This is a genomic window from Rhodopirellula sp. J20-39 (assembly GCF_057365095.1).
This window is the reverse complement of the sequence record NZ_CP195123.1, coordinates 7,020,074-7,042,599: the sequence shown is the minus strand read 5'-3', so window position 1 is coordinate 7,042,599 and position 22,526 is coordinate 7,020,074. Positions and strand designations below refer to the sequence as shown.

12 protein-coding genes are annotated in these 22,526 nt (G+C 55.6%); 4 read left to right on the top strand and 8 right to left on the bottom strand.

Features of this window, described 5'->3' with window-relative positions; translation table 11 throughout:
* Window positions 1-124: 124 nt before the first annotated feature.
* Window positions 125-2,185, bottom strand: coding sequence for a flotillin family protein (locus tag ACR3ZL_RS25705; RefSeq protein ID WP_473650248.1), 2,061 nt, complete (start codon window positions 2,183-2,185; stop codon window positions 125-127).
* A 561-nt stretch (window positions 2,186-2,746) separates the two neighbouring features.
* Between ACR3ZL_RS25705 and ACR3ZL_RS25700 the strand changes: the two genes are divergently transcribed.
* Entirely contained in the window at window positions 2,747-3,817 is a 1,071-nt protein-coding gene (locus ACR3ZL_RS25700; protein ID WP_473650249.1) for an FYVE zinc finger domain-containing protein, read from the top strand.
* Window positions 3,818-4,009: 192 nt separating this feature from the next.
* On the opposite strand, the gene mgtE is transcribed toward ACR3ZL_RS25700, so the two are convergent.
* From mgtE to guaA, 6 genes are all read right to left on the bottom strand, one after another.
* The gene (mgtE, locus tag ACR3ZL_RS25695; RefSeq protein WP_473650250.1) at window positions 4,010-5,413 is read right to left on the bottom strand and encodes a magnesium transporter; all 1,404 of its coding nucleotides are present in this window, start codon (window positions 5,411-5,413) and stop codon (window positions 4,010-4,012) included.
* Window positions 5,414-5,655: 242 nt separating this feature from the next.
* A complete protein-coding gene (locus ACR3ZL_RS25690) occupies window positions 5,656-9,864 on the bottom strand; it encodes a hypothetical protein (protein ID WP_486173612.1) in 4,209 nt (1,402 codons plus the stop codon).
* Window positions 9,865-9,993: 129 nt separating this feature from the next.
* Entirely contained in the window at window positions 9,994-10,359 is a 366-nt protein-coding gene (locus tag ACR3ZL_RS25685; RefSeq protein WP_473650251.1) for a hypothetical protein, read from the bottom strand.
* A gap of 131 nt (window positions 10,360-10,490) precedes the next feature.
* A complete protein-coding gene (gene ettA, locus ACR3ZL_RS25680) occupies window positions 10,491-12,170 on the bottom strand; it encodes an energy-dependent translational throttle protein EttA (RefSeq protein WP_473650252.1) in 1,680 nt (559 codons plus the stop codon).
* A gap of 64 nt (window positions 12,171-12,234) precedes the next feature.
* Window positions 12,235-12,810 carry a Uma2 family endonuclease gene (locus ACR3ZL_RS25675; RefSeq protein ID WP_473650253.1) on the bottom strand — a complete coding sequence of 192 codons (576 nt, stop codon included), beginning with the start codon at window positions 12,808-12,810 and terminating at the stop codon, window positions 12,235-12,237.
* A gap of 4 nt (window positions 12,811-12,814) precedes the next feature.
* Complete coding sequence (gene guaA, locus ACR3ZL_RS25670) at window positions 12,815-14,404, bottom strand: glutamine-hydrolyzing GMP synthase (RefSeq protein ID WP_473650254.1); 1,590 nt, start codon at window positions 14,402-14,404, stop codon at window positions 12,815-12,817.
* 167 nt (window positions 14,405-14,571) lie between these two features.
* On the opposite strand from guaA, the gene ACR3ZL_RS25665 reads away from it, so the two are divergent.
* The 3 genes from ACR3ZL_RS25665 to ACR3ZL_RS25655 all read left to right on the top strand — a co-directional run bounded on the left by ACR3ZL_RS25665 (window position 14,572) and on the right by ACR3ZL_RS25655 (window position 20,070).
* Window positions 14,572-16,542, top strand: a complete 1,971-nt coding sequence (locus ACR3ZL_RS25665; RefSeq protein WP_473650255.1) for a c-type cytochrome domain-containing protein — start codon at window positions 14,572-14,574, stop codon at window positions 16,540-16,542.
* A gap of 139 nt (window positions 16,543-16,681) precedes the next feature.
* A complete protein-coding gene (gene trhO, locus ACR3ZL_RS25660) occupies window positions 16,682-17,704 on the top strand; it encodes an oxygen-dependent tRNA uridine(34) hydroxylase TrhO (protein WP_473650256.1) in 1,023 nt (340 codons plus the stop codon).
* Between the two features lie 110 nt (window positions 17,705-17,814).
* Window positions 17,815-20,070 carry an APC family permease gene (locus ACR3ZL_RS25655; RefSeq protein WP_473650257.1) on the top strand — a complete coding sequence of 752 codons (2,256 nt, stop codon included), beginning with the start codon at window positions 17,815-17,817 and terminating at the stop codon, window positions 20,068-20,070.
* Window positions 20,071-20,173: 103 nt separating this feature from the next.
* Here ACR3ZL_RS25655 and ACR3ZL_RS25650 read toward each other — a convergent pair whose 3' ends face one another.
* Window positions 20,174-22,381: a caspase family protein gene (locus ACR3ZL_RS25650; RefSeq protein ID WP_473650258.1), complete on the bottom strand. Its 2,208-nt coding sequence runs from the start codon at window positions 22,379-22,381 to the stop codon at window positions 20,174-20,176.
* Window positions 22,382-22,526: the final 145 nt, after the last annotated feature.

Genomic DNA, 22,526 nt, shown 5'->3' with positions numbered 1-22,526 from the left:
ACATTCCAAGGCCGCGATGCAGCAGGAGTGATTGGTGGGCGCCGACATCCTAGAGCGAAGGCTCAAGGATGTCGTTTGCCGCAGTGAGGCAGCCCGAAAGCGACTGTACGTGCTCAGTCACCTTCTAGGACTTGCGCGTCGGTTTCTTGCTAGTGGTCGCAACTGAATCCACAGCGGGTTTGGCGAGCAATCGGCCCGCTTTCTGGTCGGTGACATTTGCCGTCGCCGCCACGCTAAGCAGGCTGGTCAATTGATTACGCACGTCATCGGTCGATGACATTCCCATCATCTTGGCGATCAGGGCGGCGATCGACAGGTCTTTGACACCATCGGTATCCAAGCCGAACTGGTTCATCAACTCTTGGACCTGGCTGCGGAAGTATTCCGCATTGCCATCAAAGAACGTGTCCTTGATATCAGTCGCCACCTTGGAGTTGTAGACAAAGCGGTCGATTGCCTTGCCACCCTTCACAGCGGAGGTGATTTGTTCGAAGAACTCGCCATCACCACCAACGATGTCGATACGAGCCGCCTTCAGGGCGTCGCCGATGACACTGGCTTGGCTTTCGGCGATTCCTCGTTGAGCATCGATCGCTGCAATTTCGACATCTTGTTCCTTCTTGATTTTGATCTTGAACTCTTCGTGTTCTTTGCCGACTCCGTCGAGCTTCTTCATCGCTTCGGCCTTTTCGGTCAGGCCCTTGGCTTCGGCGCTGTACTTTTCCATCGAGATCTTCGCTTCGGCGAGACCTTCTTTTTCCAGTGAAGCAGCTTTGGCTTCCTGCACTTGGGCTTCGGCCAGTCCAATCGCGGCGGCTTGGGCGGATTCCGCTTCGGCGAGCATTTTGGTCGCTGCGGTTTCCTTTTCGGCTGCATCGCGTTTGGCTTCGGCTTCGATCCCGATCTTTTCGGCAAGCAGAGTACTGGCTTCCTTTTCGGCTTGGGCCAACTTGACTTGGCGGATCAGTTCTTCTTCCGCTTTCATTTCCGCAGCGGTGATTTGAACCTTCTTGGCCCGGTCCGCCTTTGCGAGTTCCTCGGTGTCTTTAATCTTTTCCTGTTCTTCAACAACGGCCCGTTCGACAGCGACCCGTTCGCGAATGACTTCTTGGATGTTCCGCTTCTCGACTTCGATCGCTTTTTCTTTTTCGACTTCGGCAACACCGACAACCCGCAATCGCTCGGTTGCTTCGAGGTCGCGGTCTCGCGATACGCGTTCGATTTCGACGGCGTCAGTTTTCTCTTTATTCCGCATGGCGACAAGGATTTGCCGCGACTTGTTTTCTTCGGCAATGCCGATTTCTTCTTCGGTTTGAATGCGGGCACGTTCCGATTCAAGTCGTTGTTCTTCTTGGACCTTGGCTGCGGCGGCTTGTTCGCGAGCGGTGATCTCAGCGATCTCGCGATGTTGTTTTTCAACCGCTTCGACGCGTTGGCGTTCGAGTGCAAGGATGGTTTCTTCGGCTTCGACGTCTTGCTTCTTAAGTGTCTTTTCTTTGTCGCGGGTGAACTGGTTTTCCTTGACTTTCTCGCTCGACGTCAGCTCGGTGATTTTCTTGATGCCTTCCGCGTCAAGAATGTTGCTGGGGCTGAGCATGCTCAGTGGCGTTTGTTCCAGATAGTCAATCGCGGCGTCGTCGAGGCGGTAACCGTTCAGGTCGGTGCCGATGACCTTCAGGATTTCATCCTTGAATTTGTCTCGTTGGTCGTACAAGTCAATGAAATCGAACTGCTTGCCGACCGTTTTAAGAGCTTCGCTGAACTTCGCGTCAAAGAGTTCTCGAAGCGTTTCGAGTTGGCTGCAGCGTTTGGCACCGATTGCCTCGGCAACTTCTTTCATCTCGGCCGGTGAGTTGGCGACACGGATGAAGAACGCAACTTTGATGTCGGCGCGGATGTTGTCTTTACAAATTAGGCCGGCGCTTCCTTCACGGTGGATCTCGAAGCTCTTTAGCGTCAAGTCCATGAACTCGTATTGCTGTAACAGCGGAATGACGGCCATGCCCTGGCCGCAAACCGCTTTGACGCCGCCTTGGCCCGAACGCACGATGGCTCGATCGGGGCCAACCTTGATGTAGTACTTGTTTGCCAGGGTGGCTGCGAACATCAGCAGCACGATCAAGCCGACGATCAAGATGATCGCGGCATCGACCCAAGGATTATTGGTTATCAACGCGGCTAGCATGGAAGTATTCCCTTTTGGAGACCCTGGAACCGTGACGGTGTTGTGAATTAAACGTGGTGTTGAAATGGCGTGAGCGGCAACGGCAAGCCATCATCCGCAGACGCTGGCCCGAGTGAGTAGGCCAAGTTGCTTGGCATTGGGGGCGCTTTCGGTACACGAAATACTCTAATTTGTTTCGCTTAGCTTAATCGCATCCAAGGTTGTGTGGTGGAATCCAGTCGTTTTGGCGATTCTCTTGGCGTGAAGGAAATCGTTTTGATGAAGGACGAACGTGCAGACGCGAAACGCTTGAAATGTGGCGGTTTTGGGGCAGCAACCCATCGGCGTCATGGGCAATTTTGAGATCCTGCTGACTTGAAGCACGGTCAAGATGGAGCTCGTGGAGACCTAAGAACATTGGCAAATTCCGGCAGAGAGCGTCCTGTAGGGCGTCCGCCGCCGGTGTGTTTTACCGGCGGTGGCTCAATCGGCTCTGTAATTGGGCTAATTGTTACCGCCGGAGAAACCGATACAGAAGATCAGATTTGTCGGATTATGGGCGTCTTACTTAAGCGAATTGAAATGACTCAAGTTTCTGCTGCTCCCATACCGTTGACTCAGTCCATGGAAGTGACCCGCCGGATTCAGAACGAAGTTGATCGCCCACTGCAAAAATTGGTGGCAAATGATGACTGGAATCGGCTCTCCACCGTGACGACGATGGAAATGGTCAACAAGATGAAGGGCTCCCTATTGTCTTACGAGGCTCAAGGGAATGCCAAGACGGTTCGCGATTTTCTTGGCAGACAGGTGCCCGGATTCGTTGTCAACGCAGTCAGCGTTGCTAGTGGTGCATCAAGCGGTCTCGGTTCGGCGGTGAAGCCTTGGATTGTGGCTTTAGAGATCTACAGCGAGTATGGCTCGGTCGTCAACAAAAACAATTTGCACGACGTGGTGCCACAGGGCACCAATCGTCAGAGCCCATACCCTTGTAACTGTGCCAGAGGAGCCGACGGTCGAACTGAATGCGATGAAGCGGTGACTTGGTTGATCAATCGGTCCGAGTGCGACTTAGGGATCAAAGCGGTCGGTGTCTTGTTGGCGGGGATGCCCAGTGTATCGCAATGGGTTTATCGCCGGATTCGTAAGCAGGTTAAGAAGAACAAGATCAGTATGCACGGAGGAATGGCGTTCATCGAACCTTCGTCTATGGCGGTATGGATGCCGGATTCTCAGACTTGCAATTCGTGTGCAGCGCCAGTGAGTTCACGAATCAAGTCGGGGGCTGACCGCCATCATTGCCGGGTTTGCGGCGAGAACTATTGTGGCAATTGTTGCAATATCCGCACGGCACTAAAGAACCCTCTCAAACCAGGCGGCCGAGCAATGGGAGTTCAACCGAATCAATTGATTTGCAATAGTTGCATGGTTGACGCCCAAGAAGATGGTAAGCAGATCACGCGTTATGAAGACGGTCCCCATCGGCGGACTGCGATTCTGAAGAAGAACGCGTTGCCTAAGAGCGGAAGTCATGGTTGCACGCGAGCGTTGGCTGCCCTGTACGCAATCTGCAAGGGATCCACGACGGGAATGTACTGGATCTTGGTTGCCCGCGATGGGAACCATGATCTTGTTCGACGGCTAAGCATGTAGCCGATCTGGCATGTCGTCGATTCGACATGCAGCCAACCGGGTATGTCGTTTGAGTCCAATATGCGACCGCGGTTACGGCGTTAGCAAATCGAGCACGCCGTATCGTTGGGTTTGGTGCACTGCGTTGTTTGGTGCACTGCGTTGTTTGGTGCACTGCGTTGTTTGGTGCACTGCGCTGTTGGAATCACGGCGTTAGGGGACCAGTTGGTTCAGCATGGCGGTGGCGAGTCCAAGAACTAGAAAGAAGCCACACATGTCAGTGACCGTCGTTAACAGCGGACCACTGGCGACGGCGGGGTCAAAGCCGAGTCGCTTCAATAGCAAGGGGACCGTGCCGCCGATCGAAACTGCGATGATCGTGTTGGCGAATAATGCCACGCCCACGACCAAACCCAGATAGCCATTGCCATCCCAGATCACGGCGACGATCGCGACGAGTAGTCCCAGGGCAGCACCGTTGATCAGTCCAACGCTAACCTCTTTTAGCCAGACGCGAAGCATTTCGGTGGGGCGGACCAGGCCGAGCGAGAGTTCTCGCATGCTGACGGCGACCGCTTGATTACCACTGCATCCGCTCATGTCGCTGATGATTGGCAGGAAGACGGCCAACGCGATGACCTTTTCGAGAGTGTCTTGGTACAGTGCGATGACGCCCGCGGCACCGATGTTCAAGACGACATTGATGCTTAGCCAACTGAGTCGTCGTTTGGCGCGTTGCAACAGCGGCATAGTGCGCAGTTCTTCGCCGCCAATGATCCCCTGGCTTTTCAGGAAGTCACTTTCGGCAGCACGGGTGGCTTCGTAGTCGACCGCGTTACGGTGAACAACACCCAGCAACCGGCCACTGTTATCGACGACGGGTACGCCAAGAAAATGGTGGCTGTCGAAAAAGTCGATCAATTCGTCCAGCGGTGTCGTGTCGCGAAGGGAAAGCGGATCGGCGATCATGATGTCGGCAACAGGATCGTTGCGTCGTGCAAATAACAGATTTCGCATCGGTAGAACGCCGACCAGTCGTTGATCGTCATCGGTCAGGTATGCGTACTGCACGTCGTAGTCGCGGAATTCTTCGGCGTTTTCGGAAAGCGTGTTGATCACGTCGGCGACTTTGGTGGACTGATCAAACCGCAAGATCTCGCGAACTAGCAACCCGCCAGCAACATCGTCGTTGTAAGCAAACAGCTCGCGAACGGCTTTTGCTTCATCGCGTGGGAAGGCATCGATGATTTCGCTGGCTTGAACTTGATCCAAGTCGCCCAACAAGTCAGCCTGCTCGTCGCTGGGCATCTCTTGAACAATCGCAGCGGCTTCGTCGATCGATAGCGATTCGACCAGATCCGCCGCTTGGATTTCGCTAAGGTGTCTTAGTAACTCTGCCGCATCTTCGGCAGGCAGTGTGGTGAGGACGGTCTTGCGATGCTCTTCGTCCAGTCGACTGAGGGCAAGTGCCTGGTCGCTTGATGTGAGGTTCTCGATGAATTCGATCAGCGGCGCAGCGTTACCCAGGTCAGCAAGTTCGGTCAGCTTTTCCCAAGGGCGTTCGTCGACGGGAGCGGTTTCGGTTGGATAGGAGCCGGATCGCGAGTGGTCGTTCATGCCGAAAGCAGATGGGTTCGGGGCTTCAAAGGTTTGTAATTCAGTGGCACGTTCGAACTGAATCGTTCTTGCCAAGCTTCAGTGGCGCCAATGGGCGGGTGGGCTAGTTCGTCAGGAGTTCGCATTGTCGCGAACGCTACCCAGTTTTCTTCGTCGCAGTGCGTTGTGTCTCGATGCGTTGTGTTGACGTGCGTTGTGTTGACGTGCATCGATTCGCAATACAGGACGTCACCGATCGGGATTTAGCGTTTTTTCCGCATGTGGGGAAGCCGACGACCTTGCATGGATGCTGTGGTCAGTTGGGTGCGGAGTTCGTCAAGTGAAAGCGGGGTGACCGGAATGGTGATTAGATCTTGCAGGTCGATTTCGCTAGCGAGGTTACGTTTGCCGATCTTTTCGACTTCTTCGTCCAAGGCGGAAAGCCAGGGTGGCAAGTCGAGGCCGACACCAACGGGACGTTTGGAAAGTTCGTTGGCCTCGGATTCCAGTTGTTCAAAGGCAACGCTATCGCGGTTGGCTTCCGCGTCCGCCATCGCCGGTCGAACAAAGGCTCGCATGCGATCGATCGTCATCGGTTGAACGAACCGTTCTTCTAGTCGATCGGCCACGGTGGGCATTCGCATTGAATAGCGTTGCTGCAGTTCGATCAACCGCTTGACGTACAGCTCGGCTTCCGTGGAAATCCGTTCGTTCAGACTGTGACGCCATGCGCTGGATGCATCGTTTAGACCCATGCGGACGAGAACCTGATGCGTCCACATAATTGGTTTTAGGTTCCACGCCACACGTTCGTAGCGAGCCTTCAATCGCAGGAAGTCCAAGAACGTGTAGATCATTTCCCCACGATCGCTTTGGGTCGTGGTGCTGTTGTAGTCTTGGTATTCGGCGTGGTGGTCCATCAACGATTCGAACACCAGCGAAACCCAGCGGGCGGCTACGCTCAGGTCGATGCGACCGTCATGCAGCGCCTGCATGAGGTCCGTTTCATCGAGCAAATCGTCGCCGTCTTCCATGGCACGACTGAGCCAGCTTTCAACGCCCTGGTGCAGGACCGCCCGAATGTTACTGAGCTGTAAGAAGCCTTGGGTGAACATGGGATCGCCATACGTCCTGATGAATTCAACCAGGCGTTTCCATTTAGCTGTATCCCCAACGGCTTCCAGCGGTGACAGCCGCAGCGTTTGGCTGTGGGCGAGCCAACTGCCCAGCATCACTTCGGTCAGCTTTTCAAGCAAAGGGATGAGCGTGTCAGCGATTCGCTGTTGATCGGTTTCGGTCAGTTGCCGGTCGACTGGGTTGGCCGGTTCGGAGTCCGATGTTGTCTCGGGGGCACTGGCGTGCAGGACCGCTTCGGACATCGAGCCCACCATCGAACGGTAGCCTGCGCGGTAGAGGCCATCGAATTCCGTCACCGCACCGGCGCCGATTGGATTGCGCTGTTCCATTTGGCGAGCGGTTTCAATCAACCGACACGTTTCTACCAAAAGTCCCCGGCGGGGAAGCCAATGCAGTAAATGTCGAAGCACGCGTTCACGGAGACGGGCAACGTAAATCTTGACTGGATCACCGCCGCGTGACAGCGGAATGTAGAGCAGGTTTCGTTGGAGGACAGAGTCCACGAATCCTGGAAACGCCTTGCGAGCCGTGGCGGCATCACCGGCGATCAGTGACGAGAACAGCTCGATCGCACCTGCATCGTCTTCGGCAAACTCTTCGCCAGCATCTGCAGAATCCTTGTGGTCCAAAGCTAGCAGGGCACTGGCGATCAATCGCCGAGCGTCTGACATTTCGACGGCGGTTTCAATCACGCGTTCCATCAACGAATCACGTAAGACTCGCCGGCGATCATAGCTGCGCATCGATTCGTTATCGGTGCCGGCTGGCTTGACCTTGTACGCACGAACATCGCTAAGCAGCTTTAGCAATCCAATACGGTTTTCAACGGCGCGTCGGGCCCAAGCTTGGAGGGATTCGACTTGTTGACGGTGCGTTTGCTCGCTGATGCCGCTGGCCGCCTGGTCCGCAGGATCATGAATGGTGGTGTCGTGGCGATCGGTGTGGTGAGTAATCGCAACGTCCGCGCCCACGGCCCACATGCGGGCCAACGCTTGCAAGAAATCCAGACGGCTGCCGAGTCGTTTGACTTCGGTTTCCAGTTCGTCGACGCTTTCGCTTTCGCCGCCGGTGTCGAAGATCGATCCCTCGTTGCCATCGTCTGTGGTGTCACGATAGCTGACGTCTTCATAGGCAGCGTCAAACAAACCGGCTTCGGAATCTTCATTCCAATCATCGTCGGATTCCGGCGCGAATAGGTCGTCCGTCGCCGAGGCGAGTTCCTGTTCCCATTGATCGCCGGAACGGTTGGTGACCGATTCGTCACCGACTTCGAATTTAGGAGCTGACCAAAAGGATTCGGCGTTGGCTTCGAGGTAGTCGAAGAACTTGTTGACCCGTGGCCAAAGTTCACCGGGTTCGTCACGAAGGTGATCGCGAAGTTGCAGCAACCAGCGTTCGGCTAGTCTTGGCAAAGAACTCGCACCACTGCGCAGTCCAACCCGATCGGCTTGTCCGAGCCAGTGGATCAACAACGCTTGTGCAGGGATGAAGTCTTTACGTTCCAACAGTGCCGAGATCACCAGCATGTAAGCGCGTGGAGAATCGAACAGGTCCGCGTGGGGAGCCCAGAACGCGATATCACCATGGCGGGCGCCACCGCGATGCCAGAGCCGCAACGCTTGAGCGACTAGACGAGCCGATTCGTAGGATTCCCACGGATCGGCAGCCTCGACGGATTCGACAGTGTGAGCCGCGAAGGTTCGCCACCATTGGGCGATCTCGCGGTACTGGGAATCCATTTGATCGTAGGCGGCCTCGTCATCCCGCGCCGCCGCTTCGCTCCAAACGCGAGCGATGTATCCGAACAAGCTTTCGATGATGTAGAGCAGTTCGTCGAGTCGGCTGTCGTGAATCGAGTTTTCGATTCCAGGATACAGGCTGAAGTTGCCCATGAATCCCAGGATGTCCCACGGATCCATCAACGCACCGCAGTGAATCGCGCGGCGGATCAGATCAAAGGTTTGTTCGGGAACCGCGATCGCCTGATCGAGATCGCCAGCGCGGAGAGCTCGCAGGCCGAGCGTCATGCCGCAATCGATCCGGCACATCAATCGTGCCGAGGCGGCCGACACCACATCCGCTTGGCGTGCAGCAGAATCGGGATAGCCCATGCGGGCATAGATGCGGGCGAGTTGGACGTGCTGCAACTGCACGGCCCGACTGCGGGCAAGCGACGCGTTGAGGTGTTGTCGAGCGGCACCGAAAGGTTGGTGACGGGTCTCCGCTTCGGCGAGCAAGCGTTTTCCATGCTGGCCACCGATTTGGGAAATTCGCCATCGATAGAACTCGTCGCGGTAGTTTGCGATCGGAACCATCAAGGATCGCAGTGTGACATCGCTGGAGTAGGCACCTGGCCCCCATCCGGAAACGCCTGAAGCCATTAGCATGGTGCCGGCCAGCACCGATGCGGCTTCTTCGAGAACCTCTTCTTCGGGTAGATTGTTGTTGTCTTGGACTCGTTGCAACAGCGAATCCAGCGTCACGCTGCGTAGGATAAAGCGGTCGTACCGACCGTCCCCGTCGATGGACCGTTCGTCCCAGCCACCGAAGTGATAGTTAGGGCGGCGATTGACGGGATGGTCAAAGTCATAAGCCCGCGGGTCGAGACAAAGTTCTTTGATTTGATGTGGATCCATCGCGGCGGATCGCAGGATGTCCGGCGGTGCGGTGGTGATCGAGCGGAGTGCGCGCCGGATCAATTCGCGATAGGGTCCGGCGGATATCCCAGCACCGTCGATTGCCAACGGGATCGGGCGAACGAATTCATTTTCATAGGGTTGGCAAGATCGATTTTCCAGCAGGGCGACCGGTCGGTAGCCGACGTAGTCGTTTAGCTGGGCAATGATCTTTTCGACGAGTTTGTTTTCGTCGTCGATCGAATTGGTTTCACCGATGTGTTGCAGCATCGACTCGGAACACCGAGCCAAAAAGAAACCGTTGAAGATCAATTCCGGTTCGAGGTGAAACAACAGGTCGCGGTGAAAGTCGAGATAGCTTGGCAGCAGCTTTGACCAGAGCACCCGGATGATATTTTCCGCGCGAGAGACATCGCCGAACGCGGTCTTCTCGACGCGTAAGCTTTGGGTCGTTTCTTCGAGCCAGCGCCGGATGATTAAGAACGGTGGAGGGCCAGATAAGACATCTCCACCGGCGGCTTCATCGTGGACTCGGTTCCAGGCTTTCAGAATCGACGGCGCGGCCAGCCCGGACGAGAAGTTCAGGTAGCCCACCAAACTTTGTAGGGCATCGCGTCCGTCTGCTGAGGGCCCTTCCAGCGCGGCTCGCCACGAGGCATCGAAGTCCTCGCCGGAAACAAGTGAATGCAGAGGTGGCATATCCCGACCAGAATCCTCGCCGCGTGCCGAGTCCGATGGACGATCGCTGGGAGGATTCGAAGACATAAAAGGGAGATATTAGACGAACGAGATACCCAAACAGACTGGCGCGGAAACGTCCCTGCCAGCTCAGCTTCGTTTCTTCTTGACCGTCTTTTTGACGCTCTTCTTTGCTGACTTTTTAGCCGACTTCTTGACGCTTTTCTTAACGGACTTTTTCGCGGCGGCTGCTCGCGACTTCACCGCTTTCTTGACCGACTTCTTCGCAGCCTTTTTGACTGGCTTGCGGACGGATGCCTTTGCTGGCTTCACCGCCTTGCTGCTTTTGCTGACTGAGCTCTTCTTGCTAGCTGGTTTCGCAGCGGCAGCCTTCTTTGCCTTTTTCTGAACTTTCTTCTTGGCAGTTGCCTTCTTTCGTTTGGTCGGAGTTCCGCTGAAAGCGGATTCCCAACCATCGGAGTACTTTTCGTTAGTGCCTACTCGCAGGATCGTCATCGTGTCGATTGCCTTGGGATAGAATCATATTGTGTGGTTGTGATGCGGTCGCCGCGGCTGACGACCGGTGTACCACTATGTTTTATCGCATCTCGAAGAATTAACGAGGGGAGAGGTCCTGCGATGGACGACTAACCGGCGTGGATACTCTTGTATCGTGAACGCGACGAATCGTCATCGGAGTCTTCACCCATCCGTTCGCGGCGGTTTCGTTCGTAGGTATCGAAGTTACCTTCGCACCAAACCACCTTGCCGTTGCCTTCGAAGGCCAGGATGTGGGTTGCCAAACGATCCAAGAACCAGCGGTCGTGCGATGTCACAACAACGCAGCCGGCGAAGTTCGCGATCGCTTCTTCCAACGCACGCAAAGTGTCGACGTCGAGGTCGTTGGTCGGTTCGTCGAGCAGCAACACGTTGCAGCCCTTGCGAAGCAATGACGCCAAGTGGACACGGTTGCGTTCTCCACCGGACAGGACACCGACCTTCTTTTCTTGGTCGGGACCCTTGAAGTTGAACTTCGACACGTAAGAACGAGCGTGCATGACACGGCCGCCCATTTCAAACGAGTCGTGACCGCCGCTGATTTCCTGGAAGATCGTTTTGTCTGGATCCAGCTTGTCACGCGATTGGTCGACGTAGCCCAGGTCGACGGTTTCGCCAACCTTGATGGTGCCGCTATCAACGGGTTCTTTGCCCGTTAGCATCTTGAACAAGGTTGTCTTGCCAGCTCCGTTGGGGCCGATGATGCCAACGATTCCACCGGGGGGAAGGCGGAAGGACATGTCCTTCATCAGGACCTTGTCACCGAAGGCTTTGTTGACCTTTTCGGCTTCGATCACGAGGGCACCGAGGTGCTTGCCGGACGGGATTTGGATTTCCAAATCATCCGGTCGATCTTCGAAGGTTTCCGCCGACATTTCTTCGTATGACTTAATCCGTGCTTTGGACTTCGCTTGGCGAGCCTTGGGGCTCATGCGGATCCACTCAAGTTCGCGAGCAAGGTTCTTTTCACGAGCTTTCTGTTGGCGTTCTTCCAGGGCCATTCGCTTAGCTCGGTTTTCTAGCCATGCGCTGTAGTTGCCTTCGAAAGGCATGCCCTTGCCGCGATCGACTTCCAGAATCCACTGAGCAACGTTGTCCAAGAAGTAGCGATCGTGGGTGACCGCGACGACGGTACCTGGATATTTCGCGAGGTGTTGTTCCAGCCACGAAACGCTTTCGGCATCGAGGTGGTTGGTCGGTTCGTCCAACAGCAGCAAGTCGGGCTGGCGAATCAGCAATTGGCACAATGCGACACGGCGTTTTTCACCACCGGACAGGTTGGTGATCTCGGCATCGCCCGGTGGCAGGTTCATGACGGCCATCGACATTTCGACGAACCGATCCAGTTCCCACAGGTTGCCCGCGTCGATGATGTCTTGAAGCTCGGCCATCTCGTCGCAAAGCTTGGTCATCTCGTCATCGTCAGTGACTTCACCAAGCAAGCCGGAGATTTCGTTGAACCGATCCACAACGGCTTGGCGTTCGGCGACGGCAACTTGCACGTTTTCGAAAACGGTCTTGGTCGGATCCAGTGGCGGCTCTTGTTCGAGGTAGCCAACGGTGAATCCTTTGCCCAAGCGTGCGGTGCCTTCGAATTCGGTATCGGTGCCGGCCATGATCTTTAGCAGAGTCGATTTACCCGCGCCGTTAGGACCGAGCACACCGATCTTGGCACCGGGGTAAAAGGCGAGATTGACGTTCTCAAGGACCTTTTTTTGACCATGCTTTTTAGTCAGGTCAGTGACTTGGTAGATGAATTGTCCGGCCATGTCTGGAAGCTTGAAGTAAGAAGTTTGAAGTGTGAAGGTTTGTTAGTAACAGTATTTGAAATCGCTAGAAAAAATCCGCGACTTGGCACTTAAAGATTGGGTTGATTTCGGGAAGTTCCAACGTGTCTCTTTCGGTGAGCTCAATGTCGGATCCGTCTTCACGGAAAATACGAGCATTACGTTTTCGGGGGTCGACGATGACCACCACTTTCACGTCGATGTCCAAGTATTCGCTGATTTTTGCATAAGCCAGTGACCAACGATCGGTCTTGGAGAGCACCTCGAATACGACTTCGGGTGGCGGTCCGTTGTAGTCGTCGGGGATCTCTGCATCTTTTGGAAGGCGGTCGTACGAACAAAAGGAAATATTGGCGCCGCGGACCGTGTCAGGCGCCTCAGAAGTCTGGATTCCTGAATCGCACGTCATTACGTGGCCACACTGATGCGTTTCGACATGTTTTCCCAACGCAAACGCGATTCGAAAGCAACAGCGTCCATGAAGCGGTGATGGTTGATTCATTTCCACAACCTTGCCTTTCACAAGCTCGCAATGAGTTGGTAGGTTCTTTGCGATTTGGTATTCACGTGCTGACATTAGGCTGAGTTCAGGGGCAGCGTCTTCACGGACAACATCGCTCATCGGATCACTCCCATTCGATCGTGGCAGGTGGCTTGCTGCTGATGTCGTAGCAGACTCGGTTGACACCTTTGACTTCGTTGATGATTCGCGTGCTGATCTTGGCGAGCAAATCGTAAGGCAGATGACTCCAGTCCGCGGTCATGAAATCGTCCGTGTTTACACAACGAACCGCGACGGCGTTGTCATAGGTACGAGCATCGCCCATGACGCCGACACTTTGGACGGGCAAGAGAACGGCGAATGCTTGTGAGGTGTCACGATACAAACCTGCCTTTTCGATTTCGTCGACCACAATCGAGTCGGCTTCGCGGAGTACGACAAGTTTGTCGCGAGTGACTTCGCCGAGGCAACGGACGGCGAGTCCGGGACCGGGGAAGGGGTGACGCCAGACGAGTTGTTCGGGAAGGCCGAGTTCTAGTCCTAAGCGGCGTACTTCATCTTTGAAGAGATCGCGAAGGGGCTCGATCAATTCGAAACCGAGTTCTTCAGGAAGCCCGCCAACGTTGTGGTGCAACTTGATCGTGGCGGCGGGGCCATCCTTGTCAGCTCCGCTCTCGATCACGTCTGGGTACAGCGTGCCTTGAGCCAGGAAATGGGCGTCTTCGATCTTTTCGGCTTCGGCTTTGAAGCATTCGATAAAGGCATGACCGATGCGGCGGCGTTTTTCTTGAGGCTCGGCCACGCCAGCGAGATCGGCGAGGAACTGGTCTTCGGCGTCGACGACGCGCAGGTCCGTTTTGAAGTGGCTGGAAAATTCGTTGATGACGAGTTGTTGTTCGTTTTTTCGCAGCAAGCCGTTGTCGACCAAGATGCATGAAAGTTGAGGGCCGATCGCTTTGTATAGCAACGCCGCAACTACCGATGAATCGACGCCACCGGACAATCCACAAATCACTCGCTTATCGCCGACTTGAGCACGAATGGTGTTGATTGCTGCGTCAGCAAAATCGCCTAACTTCCAAGTTCCGTCACAACCACAAACTTCCCGAACAAAGTTGCCCAGGATTTGGCCGCCGTTGGGCGTGTGAGTGACCTCGGGGTGGAACTGCATTCCAAACACGGGGCGAGAAACGTGACGGATCGCGGCATAAGGACAAGTAGCTGTCCGGGCCATGACGGTAAACTGATCGGCGATCTGGGAAACCTGATCCCCGTGGCTCATCCAGACTTGCTCGGAACTGTCCATGCCTCGGAAGATTGAATCGCGATCGACGAACTCGCACTGCGCCCGACCAAATTCTCGGCTAGGTGTGTTGTCGACCCGTCCACCCAACGCTTGGCAGGCGACCTGCATTCCGTAGCAAATGCCTAGGATCGGAATTCCCAGATCAAAGATGGCGGGATCGACCTGGGGGGCACCGTCTTCGTAGACGCTCGATGGACCTCCGGACAGAATCACGCCTTGAGGGGCGAGTTCCTTGATGCGTTCGGCTGTGATGTCGTGCCGGACGATTTGACAGTAAACGTGTTGTTCACGTACGCGTCGAGCAATCAACTGTGCGTATTGCGAGCCGAAGTCCAGGACCACAATTCGCTGGTCGGTCAAAGCGGCGGCGGGGGAGTCGAGATCAATGCTTTGCGGCTGGGTGGTCATCTATTCTTCCGAAGGTGGCGAGTTGGGCCAATCCAACAGTGTAGAAGTTGCATTGACGATGCCCAAGGGGCGAAAACGGCGGGTTCATTTTGTGTGTGGAAGCGTTTGCGGTTTAAGATATGGATACTGCAAGGAACCCAAATGCTCTTTTTGGCACCAATCACGCTATGAAACCTGTTTTTAAGATGATTTCGCGACCGCTATGGGCGGGCTCCGTTTTTCTGTTGGGGCTGTTTTTCTGTTTGGGGGGCGATGTAGTTTTTGGTCAAACCCCCGTTCGACTCGATACGCGGTCCAAACGAATCGTGATGGCGGTCAACGACAGCGTCAAAGAGGCGGGCCAAAAATACCAATCCGGAAGCTTCGATCAGGCGGGTGCGGCATTGGATAAAGCGGTCAAACAGATCGAAATCGCCGTGAAGGCGGGGTCGCCAGAATTGCACGACGCCTTGGCCCCGGCGATGAAACGAATCGTCAACGCACGAGCGATGCTGGAATTGGAGGGCATTTTGATGGCTCCCTTCACGTTGCCGCCCCGGCCGGAAAGCAAACCCGCACCGATGGCGAAGGACGACCCGAAGTCGCCTTCGGCCAAGCCCGCGGGCGAGGGAACGGGCGGAGTGAGCTTCGTATCCCAGGTCGCACCGATCTTGGCAGGTAAGTGCGGCAAATGCCATGTGACAGGATCCAAGGGCGGATTTTCGTTGGCGACTTTTGCCGATTTGATGAAAGGGCCTCCGGAAGGAGTTGTGGTTTTTGCGGGCGACACCGTGGGAAGCCGTTTGATCGAAACGATTGAGTCCGGCGACATGCCTCGGGGGGGCGGCAAAGTTTCGCCGGCGGAATTAATGGTGCTGAAACAGTGGATCAACGAGGGAGCCAAATTTGACGGAAAAGATCCCGCAGCGAAGTTGACCAACCTGAACGGAGCCGCTGAAGAGCCCGATCCGGCTCCGAAGCCCAAAGAGATTGCGAAGCCGACGGGGAAGGAGACCGTTCACTTCGCCAGCGATATCGCTCCGATCTTGGTCGAAAACTGCAGCGGTTGTCACCTCAACGCGATGCGGGTCCGAGGCGGTTTGCAGATGAACACGTTGGCGCAGATGTTTCGTGGAGGAGACAGCGGGGCGGTGATCGAACCGGGCAAAGGCGAGGCGAGTTTGCTGGTCCGCAAGCTGCGTGGACTCGAAGGAGACCGGATGCCGGCGGGTGGCAAACCACCGCTTAGCGAGCAACAAATCAAGCTGATTTCCACCTGGGTTGATGAGGGTGCGACGTTGCCCAAGACCGAACAAGAGATGCCGTTGGAGGTGCTGACGAAGAAAGCTTGGCTCGCCGCGGCATCCATTCCAGAAGTCACGCAGCGGCGTGCCGAAATCACGCAACAGCATTTTCGGCTGGCCGGCGGTGACGCGAATCGACTGAGCCATTTCGAAAGCGAGCATTTTTCTGTGTGGGGCGAGGCACAGCCGAAGCTGCTCGAAGCGGTCGCCGTTCAGGCCGAAGAAGTGCTGAAGCAAGCCACGATCGTATTACCAGACAGCGATCTGGATTCGGCTCCCGCGAGTTTCTTTAATGGCCTGGCTTCGATTTACGTTCTGCCCCGACGCTATGACTACAGCGAGTTCGCGAAAATGGTTGAAGGCCGTTCGTTGCCGACGGATTGGCAATCGCACTGGAAGTACAACGGAATCGAAGCGTATGTCGCCGTGGTCGCATCCGACCGTGACGAAGATGCTGAGATTGCCCAGCGTTTGGCCGCTCCGGTGGCGAGTCTGGCTGTGGCGAGCCGTTCGATCACGGTCCCGCGTTGGTTTGCCAACGGATTGGGCCAAGTGGCGGCGTCGAACAAGAAGATGGACCGATCCGAGCGAGAGCGGGCGCAATCCGAATTGATCACGGCGGTCGGCAGTCTGAAGTCGGGCAAGGAATTTTTCGCGGGCCGGCTCGCACCCGAACGAGCGGACCTGATCGGGGCGGCTGTTTGTCAGTCGTTCCTGACCCGAGATAAGCGGCGGGGGTTTGACGCTGTGATGCGAAACCTCAATGGCGGCAAACCGTTTGATGGAGCGTTCTTGGTCGGTATGGGCGTGACGCCGGTGGCCTATTTCGATGCTTGGCTGGGCTGGGTGAAATAGCCCCGGGCCGGATTGAGGGAAATAGCTAGTCGGGAGAGATTGCCGCTCGATCCGTTTGCTCCTTTGAGGCTGGATTTGTAGACTCCAACGCATCTTCAATGCTTTCGGTTCTTCACTCCAGCTCGCTAGGCTTGCACCCATGAACGTCGGGTCCGATTCAACTGCACCGGTTTCCGAGTCAGATGGGCCTTCCATTCTTGTCGCGGCCATCTATCGGTTCGTGCGACTAAACGATCATGCCGGGCTGCGGCAACTACTCTTGGATCAAATGCGATCCTTGGGAATCGGCGGTTCTTTGTTGTTGGCCGCAGAGGGGATTAACGGGACGATCGCGGGGACGCCGGACGAACTACGGGCGTTCATCGATTGGCTCAGGGGGCTGGAACTGGATGGGCAGACTCCGTTCGCCGGCACCGACGTGAAGTGGTCTTCGTGTGAACAGATGCCATTTCGCAAGTCCAAGGTGCGGCTGAAAAAAGAGATTGTGACGATGGGCGTCGACGGGATCGACCCAAATCAAAGCGTGGGCACCTATGTCGAACCGGAAGATTGGAACGAACTGGTTGACGATCCCGATGTCGTGTTGATCGATACCCGCAATGACTACGAAATCGAGATCGGGCAGTTCGAAGGGGCGTTGGACCCGAACACGCACACCTTCCGAGAGTTCCCGCAATATGTTGCCGAAAACTTGGATCCTCAAAAGACTCCCAAGGTGGCGATGTATTGCACCGGGGGGATCCGTTGCGAGAAATCAACCGCCTATCTGAAGCAATGCGGTTTTGAAGAGGTTTACCACTTACGCGGTGGGATCCTGAATTACCTGGAAAAGGTTTCGCCAGAAGAATCTCGGTGGCGCGGTGAGTGTTTTGTTTTCGATCAGCGGGTAGCGGTCGATCACGATCTTCAAGCCGGACAACACCAGTTGTGTCATGGATGCGGTTGGCCGATGACACCCGATATGCTCAATGACGCCAAGTTCGAACGTGGGGTGGCGTGCCCACGGTGTGCCGATGAAGTGACCGAAGATCAGCGGGCTCGTCGGCGTGAACGACAACGCCAAATGGATCAAGCGAAAGCAGCTAACTTGCGATCGAAAGCGACTTCCGAAAGCACGCCTACGTCGGGGGCAACGTGCGAGTTACCTCATGCGAGCGAGTAAAAGCGGGACAGCGTGAAGACGCTCGCGTTCGGGAAAACGCCATTTTTCGTAGGATAGCTCAGGGTTTTGCGTCGCACTGTTTAGGATGACCTCGTGTTTTGGATGACATATTGAGCGACTCATTCGGCGAGCTGGATCAATCGGCAAACGAGGGCGACCGGAATCGCCACTTGGGGTTGGTCGGTGCGACGGGAGTGGGCGTCGGCGCGATCGTGGGCGGTGGCATTCTGGCCTTGGCGGGCGTGGCCTTTGCGACCACCGGTCCAGGGGCGATCGCCGCGTTTGCAATCAACGGCTTGATCGCGATGCTGACCGCCTTGAGCTTCGCGGAAATGTCGTCGAAGTTCCCCGAGTCAGGCGGGACGTATCTATTTAGCCGTAAGGTTCTTTCGGTCGAGGCGGCGTTCACCGTTGGATGGGTGGTTTGGTTCGCGTCGATCGTTGCCGCGGTGTTGTATGCGATCGGCTTCGGTAGCTTCACAGCCTTGCTGCTTCGCGAACTTGCGGCCGTCAGCGGCGGCGGGCCGGATTGGTTGTCTGATGGAAGGCTGCCTTCGGCTATCGCGCTAGCGACCACATTGTGGTTAGGGCTGGTGTTGATGGTTCGCTCCGGCGGCGGTGGCGCTTGGGTGAATGTTGCCAAAGTTTTGGTCTTCGGTGTGTTGGTCGTCGGCGGCTTTTGGGCGATCGCGGGTCAAGACGTTGCGAAAACTACGGACTCCTTGCAGCCGTTTTTTATTGCGGGCTGGAGCGGCTTGATTCAGGCGATGGGCTATAGTTTTATCGCCTTGCAAGGTTTCGATTTGATTGCCGCGGTAGGTGGTGAGGTTAAGCAGCCAGCCAAGACGATCCCACGTGCGATCCTGTTATCGCTCGCGATCGCCTTGCTGATTTACTTGCCGCTTCTGTTCGTGCTGGTGACCGTCGGCACCCAGGATGGTGAAACAATTGCAGAGCTCGCGGGCAGTGATCCCGAAGCGGTTGTTGCGGTGGCGGCACGGCGGTTTCTGGGCGATGCGGGATATTGGCTGGTGATCGTGGCGGCGGTGTTATCGATGTTCACGGCACTGCAAGCGAACTTGTTTGCAGCGTCGCGGATCGCTTTGGCAATGTCGCGAGACAATACGTTGCCGTCGGTGATGTCGCGTGTGAGTGATCGAACGCGAACGCCGTGGGTTGCGGTGTTGGTCACGATCGTTTTGGTGGCGGTGTTGGTGATGATCTTGCCGGATGTGGCTGCCGCGGGCGCTGCGTCAAGCTTGATCTTTTTGGTCACGTTTGCGATTGCACACGTGTTGGCCATGTTAGTGCGTCATCGCAGCAAGGATGATCCGCCGCCTTTTCGATCGCCGGCCTATCCATTGGTCCCCGTCGTTGGCGGCTTGGCGTGTTTAGGGCTTGCGATCTTTCAAGGGATCGCTGTGCCAGCGGCTGGGCAAATTGCTGTGTTCTGGTTGAGCCTGGGCGGCGTGTTGTTCCTGACCCTGTTCGCCCGACGTGCGCGGCTGACGGACGTGTCGAACATCGCCTCAAACCCTGAACTATCGCGATTGCGTGGCAGCACGCCGTTGGTGTTGGTGCCGATCGCCAATCCGAATAACGCAGGCGCGATGGTGGAATTGGCGGACACGTTGGTGCCGTGGTATGTGGGACGAGTCCTGGTGCAAACAGTGTTAGTCGCGCCGGTTGACTGGCTGCCTAGCAAGGATTCCAAGCCACTGGAACGATTGCTGGAAGTGCAGAGCAAAGTAGTCGAGTCGTCGACACAGTTGGGAATCCGTTGCGAAACTTTGACGTCCATTTCGTCCAAGCCGATGGAAGAGATTGCTCGCGTCGCCAAAATGCACCGTTGTGAATCGGTGTTGTTGGGCTTGTCGGAAATTGCCGAAGACAGCCAAGGCACACGTCTGGAACAGTTGCTGGGCGAACTGGAAACGGATGTGGTGGTGTTGCGGGCACCGAAGGATTGGAAGCTGTCGTCGTCCAAGCGAATCTTGGTACCCGTCGGAGGCAAGGGAGGTCACGACTATCTGTTGACGCGGCTATTGTCGAGCTTGTCGCGTTCGCAAAAGCGGCAGGTCAAGTTTCTACGCGTGGTGCCGTTGGCTGTGTCGGCGGTTGATCACCGGCGGGCCGAACGAGATTTGGCTCGCACCGCTTCCGAAAACGCAGGTGCCCAGTGCGAACAAGAAGTGATTGTTAGTGACGATGTGATTGGAACGATCGCTGATCAAGCGGGCGACAACGGGCTTGTCATCCTGGGCGTCCAGCGACTCGGTCGACGGCAAAAGCTGTTCGGCGATTTTACACGCAAGATCGCTCGACAGACTCAATCACCGATCATCATCATCAGCCGCCGCGGTTGATAATGGACAGTTGCGAAGTTGGATGGTGGTTTCAAAGCACATCGACTTCACAGGTTAGAAAACAACCCTGCTGATTTTTGTTTCGGTTTTTCTCGGTGATGGCTCATTTGCCAAAGAAGTCGTTCACTCGCATTTGACGTTGGGCACGGATTTGCTGGTTTTGTCGCGTGATCGCTTCTTGATCAGCGCCCGGCATCCATCGTTTCGCATTATTACGGTCGATCAGCTTTTGTGATTGTCCTAGCGTCATGTATCGGGCGTTCGAAGCATCGTTTGAATGGAACGAGTTCTGGCGAGTGGATTGCTGTTGATACGAACCTCGTTGGTTTTGATAGTTTTGGTTCGAATAACGTTGTCCCGATTGCGTTTGGTAGTTTTGTGTTGGCTGCCGTGTTCGTTGGGTCTGTTGCTGATACGGCGACGGTTGGTAGGTCTGTGTGGTGTTGAGGGTTGATGATCGAAGAGGCGACATCTGCTGGTTGGATGCCTGAGTGTAGGGCGTTGTCATCGTGGATTGCGTCATAGGCTGTGCCGGATAGACGGTGCTAGGTTGGAATGACGAGACCGGTGCCGGCAGTGATTGATTGGGTAGATAAGTCGTTGTTGGATTTGGTGATGACGACGTCACCGAATTAGCAGTTGAAACGCTTGGCTTGGAAGTGATAGCGGAATGGGACGGGATACTTTTGGGCGGTTTGACTGTGGGCACGGTGGGCTCGACAAATGCGGTCAGCTTAGTCCATCCCCGCCGTGACGAATCGCCTTGGACCGCGTTGACCCAAATCCAATCGCCGTTGATTTGGTTCACTGTCGCGACTTGATTGCGCCGAAGTGTCCCGAGTTTCTTGTTCTGATCCATCAACGCAGATTCCTTCACGCGAACGGCGATTTGCATGTGCTTTTCGCCGCAAGCTAATTTGTCCAGCAACGCCATTTTGAGGTCTTCGATTCGTCCGCGAGTCAGGCAAATGCTTGCTCTTTTCAAGCGAGCGGAGCGTTGATCGTAGGCTGTTGCGCGATGCAACTTGAGAATGGTGCTGCACACGTCGAGAGCGTCATCGTAGGCACCGTTGTTTTCATAGACGCTCGCTTGTCGAAGCAAGTCGACACAATTCATCGTTTGGTCGGACGAGTCTTCGGAGTTGGTCGACTTCGTTGGCATTTTGATCTCGCCCAAACTCTGTGGCATTTCGCTTTGTGTCGCGTCACCAAGCTTAGGTTGTGGACCACCAACGGAAGCCATTTGCGGATTTGTGTCATCGTCGACCGGCGGCAATAGATAAACCTTGGGCATCGCCACATCGATGTGCAACCAAGGGCGTTGTTTGGTCGCTTTCTCGAGCAACTGTCCGGTTTCGAAAATGACGTCCCGCAACAGCAGTCCACTGCGTTGGCGTTTTGACAAGGTTTGCACAAATGCTTGTGTGAAGGGTGAGTTGTCCCCTTTGCCATCCAGTGCGGTCGAGCCTTCGTGGGTGGCGTGGAAGATCACCATATTGTTGCGGGTGCCGCCTCCAGTTTCGGCTAAGCCACGTTGAATGGCACCGCGGTGGACGCGAACGCTTCTTTCAAAAGGATTGTTCTGGCAGCAATCCAAGGTGACACATGTCGCCTTGCTTCTTGAATCTCCCAACGAATCCAGCACGTAGTCCAGCGGCATGGTTTGATAGCGAACGTCGGCTGGCGTGGTGAGATTGGCGTCGACGGGGATGAGGTAGTTGTTCTTGTCCAGTTGCATTCCGTGGCCGGCAAAGAAGAAAAAGGCCAGGCTGTCTTGGGGAAGTTGATAGGAAAAGTTGGCGACGGCTTCCATCATTGCTTGAAGATTCAAGTCCTCGTGTCTTGTGACTTGAAAGCCCAGGGCGGTCAACGACTGATCAATCGCCTTGGCATCGTTGATGGGGTTTCGCAGTGCACCGACTTTGTAGTTTGCGTTGCCGATGACCAAAGCGTGCCGCGGACGTCCGACCGCTCGCTTGACTTGTTCGGGGGCGGGGCTAGCGGTGATCTCGGTTGACTGCTTTTCCTGTTGTAGGGCTTTGGTCAACGGTTGGGACTGCTGTTCCTGTTGGACGACTTCCGATCCGGGGTTGGCAAGCCCGATCGCTCGCGTGGGTTCCGCGGCGGTAGGTGTGTCGTTCGGCGAGGCGTCCGGTGGGTTGATCGCCGGGGCTGCTGCCGCTGTTGTCGGTTCTAGTTGAGCGTTCGCTTGGGCTCTGTCTGCCTCCGTGATCGTTTGGCTATGGAGGCTAGGTGACGAAATGGTGCTGATCACCAGTAGCAGGGACAATCTGCCAAAGTGTGAAGCCATCTGATTACTCTTGTCAAAAACGATTACTGACCGACGATTTCCCCATTGTGTCCCAATTTGGGGGGTAGGTGCAAGTGTTATCTCTGCTGCCGACGAACACTATTTCAGTAGGCGGAAAACATCTGCCCAGCGGCCAACGAGTTTT

Excerpts from the sequence above, each read along its gene's own strand:
- ACR3ZL_RS25665 (WP_473650255.1), top strand. The coding sequence starts at position 14,572 with ATGAAACCTGTTTTTAAGATGATTTCGCGACCGCTATGGGCGGGCTCC.
- ACR3ZL_RS25675 (WP_473650253.1), bottom strand. The coding sequence starts at position 12,810 with ATGAGCGATGTTGTCCGTGAAGACGCTGCCCCTGAACTCAGCCTAATG.
- ACR3ZL_RS25685 (WP_473650251.1), bottom strand. The coding sequence starts at position 10,359 with ATGACGATCCTGCGAGTAGGCACTAACGAAAAGTACTCCGATGGTTGG.
- guaA (WP_473650254.1), bottom strand. The coding sequence starts at position 14,404 with ATGACCACCCAGCCGCAAAGCATTGATCTCGACTCCCCCGCCGCCGCT.
- ACR3ZL_RS25650 (WP_473650258.1), bottom strand. The coding sequence starts at position 22,381 with ATGGCTTCACACTTTGGCAGATTGTCCCTGCTACTGGTGATCAGCACC.
- mgtE (WP_473650250.1), bottom strand. The coding sequence starts at position 5,413 with ATGAACGACCACTCGCGATCCGGCTCCTATCCAACCGAAACCGCTCCC.
- ettA (WP_473650252.1), bottom strand. The coding sequence starts at position 12,170 with ATGGCCGGACAATTCATCTACCAAGTCACTGACCTGACTAAAAAGCAT.
- ACR3ZL_RS25690 (WP_486173612.1), bottom strand. The coding sequence starts at position 9,864 with ATGCCACCTCTGCATTCACTTGTTTCCGGCGAGGACTTCGATGCCTCG.
- ACR3ZL_RS25700 (WP_473650249.1), top strand. The coding sequence starts at position 2,747 with ATGACTCAAGTTTCTGCTGCTCCCATACCGTTGACTCAGTCCATGGAA.
- trhO (WP_473650256.1), top strand. The coding sequence starts at position 16,682 with ATGAACGTCGGGTCCGATTCAACTGCACCGGTTTCCGAGTCAGATGGG.
- ACR3ZL_RS25705 (WP_473650248.1), bottom strand. The coding sequence starts at position 2,185 with ATGCTAGCCGCGTTGATAACCAATAATCCTTGGGTCGATGCCGCGATC.